6 protein-coding genes are annotated in these 6,641 nt (G+C 62.7%); 5 read left to right on the forward strand and 1 reads right to left on the reverse strand.

The features are described 5' to 3' along the window. On the reverse strand, positions 1–1,463 hold a 1,463-nt coding region (locus tag B4F73_RS03155), incomplete at its 3' end, for a DUF885 domain-containing protein (protein WP_290482483.1). Between the two features lie 105 nt (positions 1,464–1,568). Here B4F73_RS03155 and B4F73_RS03160 point away from each other — a divergent pair. From B4F73_RS03160 to B4F73_RS03180, 5 genes are all read left to right on the forward strand, one after another. Further along, positions 1,569–2,381, forward strand: a complete 813-nt coding sequence (locus B4F73_RS03160; RefSeq protein WP_242517403.1) for a SapC family protein — start codon at positions 1,569–1,571, stop codon at positions 2,379–2,381. Positions 2,382–2,546: 165 nt separating this feature from the next. Further along, on the forward strand, positions 2,547–4,640 hold the full coding sequence (locus tag B4F73_RS03165; RefSeq protein ID WP_290482484.1) for a protein-disulfide reductase DsbD family protein: 2,094 nt from the start codon (positions 2,547–2,549) through the stop codon (positions 4,638–4,640). Positions 4,641–4,681: 41 nt separating this feature from the next. Next, positions 4,682–5,326: a redoxin domain-containing protein gene (locus B4F73_RS03170; RefSeq protein WP_290479992.1), complete on the forward strand. Its 645-nt coding sequence runs from the start codon at positions 4,682–4,684 to the stop codon at positions 5,324–5,326. A gap of 91 nt (positions 5,327–5,417) precedes the next feature. Then, positions 5,418–5,909: a GNAT family N-acetyltransferase gene (locus tag B4F73_RS03175; RefSeq protein ID WP_290482485.1), complete on the forward strand. Its 492-nt coding sequence runs from the start codon at positions 5,418–5,420 to the stop codon at positions 5,907–5,909. Positions 5,910–5,987: 78 nt separating this feature from the next. Continuing rightward, positions 5,988–6,641, forward strand: a 654-nt coding sequence (locus B4F73_RS03180) for a nitroreductase (protein WP_290482486.1), incomplete at its 3' end; no start/stop codon positions are given.

Raw genomic sequence — 6,641 nt, forward strand, 5'->3', positions numbered from 1 at the left:
GCCCAGCCTTCGCCATAGGCTACATTCCAGATCATCTGACGGATCAAAGGCAGGTTGGCGGTCTCTGCGGTGAGAGCGCTTTCCAGATGGTGCCCCGGAATCGTCTCGTGGAAGACCAGCGTCGCCAGCATGAAGTCCGGCCAGTCCGTCATATCACTGAGATTGATCTCGAACTGGGCCGGGGCCGAGCCATTGGCCGGGGCCGCGCTGTAGAAGGCCGATGGGGCAGATGCTTGCAGAAAATCCGGCACGGCACGGATCGTCACGCCCGTCCGCGGCATGCCGGGCATGATTTCGGCCATGTTCGTCTCTGCGCGAACCATATGCGTCCGCATGCGTGCCAACAGGGCCTCGCGCCCTTCCGGCGTGTCTTCGTACAATTGGCCTTCGAGTAGTGACAGGGCCGCCAGCCGTTCGGTCAGCGTGCCTTCAACCAATTCCTGTGCCTCCAGCGCGGCCATCAATTCTTCGGTCAGTTGGGCCACTTCGGCCAAGCCCTGTGCGTGCAGGGCTCCGGCGGTGATCCCTTCATCCGTATAGGCCGTCAGGGCGGCGTCATAATAGACATCCCCGCCGGGCAGTTGCCAGACGCCGGGCTCTTCCGGCGCGTCGTCCATCAGCGCCTCCAGCGCGGCGGCGAACTCGGCATAGGCAGGCAGCACGTCATTGCGCACAAGCGCGTCGACGCGGGCGGCGAGTTCTGTCTGCTCCTGCAGGCTGAGGCCATCCGCGCCTGAGGCGAGATTGTTGAAGGTCGTGACCAGCAAATGTGCCTCGGCGGGCCCTGCGCCGATTGTTTCCGCCAGTGTTTGCATACGCTCCAGCACGAATACGGGCGGCACGATGCCGGCGCGGGCATCAGCCTGAAGACGGCGGCGCTCGTCCTGCAACGCACCGGGAAGCTGCGCCAGTCGGCTGACATAGTCGCGCGCATCCTGAGCGGTGCCAAACGGATGCGCGCCGGTCAGCAGGTCCGGCACATCAATATACGCCCCGCGCATATGATCGGCGACATAGGGATAGGCGTGGCCAAGACCGGTCTGGCCATGACCGGCGACAAACAGGGATTCCGCGGTCTCATACGCCTGGATAACCGTGTCGAGGTGCCGGGCCTGTTGCCCGCCTTCGACCGGGCGCGGCGCGGCCAGCAAGGCTTCGAGGATTTCGAGCCGTTTGACACGTGTCCGCTCAAACGCGGCCTGGGAGCGGTCGGTGAGATAGGCGTTGAAATCATACCCGGTGGCGTCCTCGGACAGGCCCAGCCGGGTCGCCATTTCCGGATTGTCAGCAAGTTCATTCGCGGCAATCGAGGCCATCAGATCATCAACCTGGCGCGCAATCCGGCGGGGTGTGCCCGCATCGTCCACAGCCGGCGTACAGGCAGCCGCCAGCGACAGGACAGCCAGTCCGCTGAAAGCGCCTTGGAAAACAGATCGCATTGAGGCTGGGAAGCGCAGTTTCATTGGAGAAATATGACCTTTTCCTGACTGTAGTTCCCACGCTTTGGGGTGTTGTGGGCTGTGGCTATTTCCGGTAACGATCCGGCAACAATTTCGGGAGTCTCCAACGTGAACACAACACCTGCAACCCCGCCAGCGGGCGGACAGCCGAACCTTTCCGGCACCGTGATGTTCTACAAGCAGCCTCAGCCGCTGTCTGCAGAAGCTCATGCTGGCCTTGGCGTCAAACAGATCGAACAACCTTTCGCGTTCCTGCGGGAGTCCCATGCTGTACCGGTAACGGTTTCCGAATTCGGAAGAGCGGCGAGTTTTTACCCGCTGATCTTCGTCGGCGAAGAACGCACACCAGTTGCCGTGATGGGCATCCGTCAGGGCCAGAACCTGTATGTCGACAATAACGGATTCGTGGCTGACGACCATTACGTGCCGGCCTTTGTGCGCCGCTATCCATTCGTCTTTGCGTCTGATGAAGGCTCAGACCGTCTGGTCCTGTGCGTCGACCGCGCCGCGCCGATGGTCAGCAACCAGCCGGAAGTGCCTTTCTTCGAAAACGGCCAGCCGAGCAAATTCACCAATGACGCCATTGAATTCTGTAAGGAATTCGAGCGCCAGCGTCAGGCCACCGTCGAATTCGGTCGCATCCTGAAGGATATGGATCTGCTGGAGCAGAAGACGGTTTCCTTCCAGCCGCGCGACAATCAGGGCAATCCGGTTGGCCAACAGCAGAAGATCGCTGACTATTGGGCCGTTTCCGAAGACAAGCTGAACGCGCTGCCAACCGAGAAATTCCTCGAACTGCGCAGCAATGGTGCCCTCGGCGCAATCTATGCGCACCTGATTTCGCTGATGAACTGGCAGGTCGTGATCCAGCGCGCGGTCCGCATTCAGGCGACCGAGGCGGTCGCAGCGCCCGTCAACTAGGCTTCACGCCCATCGAACAGGAAAAGCGGCTCCATCCGGAGCCGCTTTTTTTTTGCGCGCCATGCCATGGTCACTGTGTCATCACGTTTGAGCGAGGCCCTTCATTCTGCGACCAATCGCAGGCATACGGGCACACCAGTACATATGCCGCCTAAAGGACCTCTCATGATCAGAGCTCTCACCCTGCCGTTTCTCGCCGCCCTGATCGCGATGATGCCGGTTGCCTACGCCCAGCCCGTCGATGGGGGCCGGGCCATGGTCGAGCTGATTACCGAACGCGAACGCGTTGAGCCCGGTGAAACATTCTATGCCGCGATCAAGATGGACCTCGATGCGGGCTGGCATGTCTATTGGCGCAATGCCGGGGATGCTGGCCTGCCGCCGCAAGTCGATGTGCTGGACGGCAGTGACATTACCGAAGCCTCCATCGGCCCCTTTGTCTGGCCCATTCCTCATCTGCTGCCGGTCGTGGAAGGGGAGATCATGGATTATGGCTATGATGACCGCCTTGTCCTGCCATTTCCGCTGACCATTCCCGCCGATGCGATGGGCAGCGTGCAGCTCAATCTCCTCGCTGATTATCTGATCTGCGAAGAAATCTGCATTCCCGAAACCGCCGAAGTGAGCCTGACCTTGCCCGTCGGCCCCAGCGAGCCGCACATCGAAGATGGCATGCTGATCAGCAAATGGATCGCGAAAGCGCCGCGTGATTTTGATGGCGAAGCGCGTATCGACGCCAGCAGCAGCCTCTGGAAGCTGAGCCTGAAAACCGAAGGCGGCTTCGATCCCGGCTCCAACATCCGGTTCTACCCCTTTGGCCATGAAATCAGCCATCCGGCAGACCAGCCGCTCAGTTTTGGCAGCGACGGCGCCACCCTCAGCCTCACGCCTGCCGATGACAGCCTGGAAGCAGCACTTGAGGGCATTGTCGTCGTCGAGACCCCGGACGGAGACCGTGCCGGCTATACGATTGCCGCCGATCAGGGGAGTGTCTTCGAGAATACGGCGGGCATCGCCGCCCGGTCGGCATCGTCCGGCGCAGGTGGCCAAAGCCTGATCGCGCTCGCATTGGCGGCGGTGATTGGCGGCCTGATCCTGAATCTGATGCCCTGCGTCCTTCCGGTGCTCTCCATCAAGGCGATGGGCATGGTGCATGCGGTCGCGTCCGGCCATGAAAGCGAAGTGCGCAGCCACGGGCTCTGGTATACGGGCGGCGTCCTCCTTTCCTTTGCCGCGCTTGCCGCCGCCATCATCGCGATCCGCGAAGCTACCGGCACGGCCAATCTCGGCTTCCAGCTGCAGAACGGCCCAACCGTTGCCGTGCTGACGCTGATCATGTTTGTCATCGGCCTCTGGCTGCTTGGCATGTTCGAGCTTGGCACATCGATCCAGAATACCGGCAGCAGCCTCGCCTCGCGCAGTGGCTCGATGGGCGCCTTCTTTACGGGCGTGCTCGCCGCTGTGGTGGGTGCGCCCTGTATCGGGCCCTTCCTCGGCGCCGCGCTTGGGGCCGTGCTGGATCGTCCGGCGATCTCGGTCCTGATTGTCTTCCTCGCCATGGGGCTTGGCCTGGCATTGCCCTATCTGGTGCTCAGCTTCGTGCCGGGCCTGTCGCGCCTGCTGCCCAAGCCGGGGCGCTGGATGGAGACATTGAAGCAGTTCTTCGCCTTCCCGATGTTCCTGACTGCGGCGCTGCTGCTGTGGACGCTTGGTGCGGTCTCTGGCCCGGCGGCGGTTGCATGGACCGTGGCGGGCGGCACGCTGATCGCCTTCGGCGTCTGGCTGGCCAAACGCGGCGGGGGCACGCTCGCCAAGGCAGTCGCTGCCATCGCCGTGGTCGCGGGGCTTGTCTATCCCGCGCTGACGGCGAACTCGTCGGTGGCGGCAGGGGAGGGCAACGCCCAGTATGCGGAGAAATATGAAACTGAAGCCTGGAGCCCGCAGCGCGTTGCGGAACTCACCGCAGAGGGGCGCCCGGTCTTCGTGGACTTCACCGCAACCTGGTGCGCCACCTGCCAGCTCAACAAGGCGACGACGCTCAAGTCAAAAGCCGTCCAGAATGCTTTTGCCGCGCATGATGTGGCTTTTCTCGTGGCGGACTTCACCCGCAAGGACCCGGTCATTGCCGAGGAGTTGAAGCGGCGCCAGCGGGCGGGCGTGCCGATGTATCTCTGGTATGCCGCCGGGGCGACCGAGCCGGAAATCCTGCCGGAAGTGCTGTCTCAAAAGCTTGTGATTGGACTTGTCACGTCTGAGTGAGCATGATGCGAACTCCACGACATATTGGAGGATCCCGCATCATGATGAGCCGACGCAACTTTTCCCTCGCTGCTGGCATGGCCACCGCTGTGGCACTCAGCGCTGGCGCCCTGATCGCCTCGACGGCCCAGGCCGCCCCCGATGCAAGCGAGCCCATGATCGCCCCGGACTTCACCGGCACGACCGCCACCGGCGAGACCGTCTCCCTGTCGGATTATGCCGGCAAGCGGGTCGTCCTGGAATGGACCAATGATGGCTGCCCGTTCGTGCAGAAACATTATGCCGTGCCGCCTGCCAATATGCAGGGCCTCCAGACGGATGCGTCCGAGAGCGATGTCGTCTGGCTGTCCATCATCTCCTCGGCCCCCGGCAAGCAGGGCCACCGCACCGGCGCGGAAATCCTCGACATGAATGAAGGGCGCGGCGCGACGCCTGAGCATGTCATCATCGACGAGAGCGGCGATATTGGCCGCCTCTACAAGGCCAAGACCACGCCGCACATGTTCCTCATCACGGCCGACGGCATGATCGCCTATCAGGGCGCGATTGACGACACGCCGTCGGCGCGCGTTTCCGACATCGAGACTGCCACCAATTACGTCTCCGCCGCCATGCAGAGCGTGGCTGCGGGCGAACCGGTCGAAGTCGCCAGTTCCAAACCCTATGGCTGCTCTGTCAAATACTGACGAGGGATACAGCAAACCCACTGCGTCCAAATCGGCGCAGGAAGAAACTGTCGCTTGAACCGGGTGGCAATGCGCCGTACACGCGCTCGCCATGCTTCAGATTGTGCCCGAAACGCCAGACCTACACGCCGATGCGATCGAAGACCTCTTCGCGCGCACCTTCGGTTCGGGCCATTTTGCCAAGACGGCCGAGCGGCTGCGCGAATATTCCCGTTCCCTGCCAGAGATCAACCGCGTCGCCGTGCTGGATGGCAAGGTGATTGCCGTCTGCCGTGTCTGGCCCCTGAAGGTAGGCCCGCAGGCTGACCGTGCCCTGTTCTATGGCCCGGTCGCCGTTGGCCCGTCGCACAGGGGCAGCCGCCTTGGCCTGACGGTCACGGGCGAAGCGCTGGAGGCCGGCAAGGCCGCTGGCTGGCCTGCCGCGGTCCTGATCGGCGCGCCGGCCTATTTCGGCGAGATCGGCTTTACCGTCACCCCGAAGCACCAGCTCATCTTCCCCGGCCCGCAAGACCCGCGTCGCGTCATGGTGAAAAGCCTCGCAGGCGACGCCGCCCAGCTCTCCGGCCTTGTCACCGCGGCCTAGCCACACTTCCCGCTTCTTTGACGTTGGGGCAGGGGCGCTAGGGCTCATGCAACAAAAGATCAAAGGGAGGCCCCGGCCATGAATTATGATGACGTCGTCAAATCACGCCGCAGCATTCGCGGATATCTCGACAAGCCGGTGCCGAAAGAGCTGATCCGCGAAATCCTCGAAATCGCCATGCGCGCGCCGACCTCGATGAACTCCCAGCCCTGGAATTTCTATGTCGTGGCCGGTGAGGTGCTGGACCGGATCCGCAAGGGCAATGTCGAGCGCAATGTCGCCGGCGTGCCCGACAGCCGCGAATTCCGCATGGGCCCGCCCTATGCCGGGGTCCACCGGGATCGTCAGGTCGAGATCGCCGTCCAGCTGTTTCAGGCAATGGGCATTGAGCGCGGCGACAAGGAAAAGCGCATGGACTGGGTGCTGCGCGGCTTCCGCCAGTTCGACGCGCCGGTCTCCATCGTCATCACTTATGACAAGGCGCTGGCCGGCGGCGACATCCCGCCCTTTGATTGCGGCGGCGTGGTCAATTGCATCGTCAACACGGCCTGGTCGCGCGGGCTCGGTTGCGTGATCAATTCGCAAGGCATCATGCAGAGCCCCGTCGTGCGCGAAGAGGCCGGCATCCCGGACGACCAAGTCATCCAGACCTGTGTCGCCATGGGCTGGCCCGACGAAACCTTCCCGGCAAATGCCGTCGTCTCAACACGGAAGTCCGTAGACGAAGCAGCG

It is taken from the genome of Hyphomonas sp. UBA3601 (genome assembly GCF_002375605.1).
Classification (GTDB): Bacteria; Pseudomonadota; Alphaproteobacteria; order Caulobacterales; family Hyphomonadaceae; genus Hyphomonas.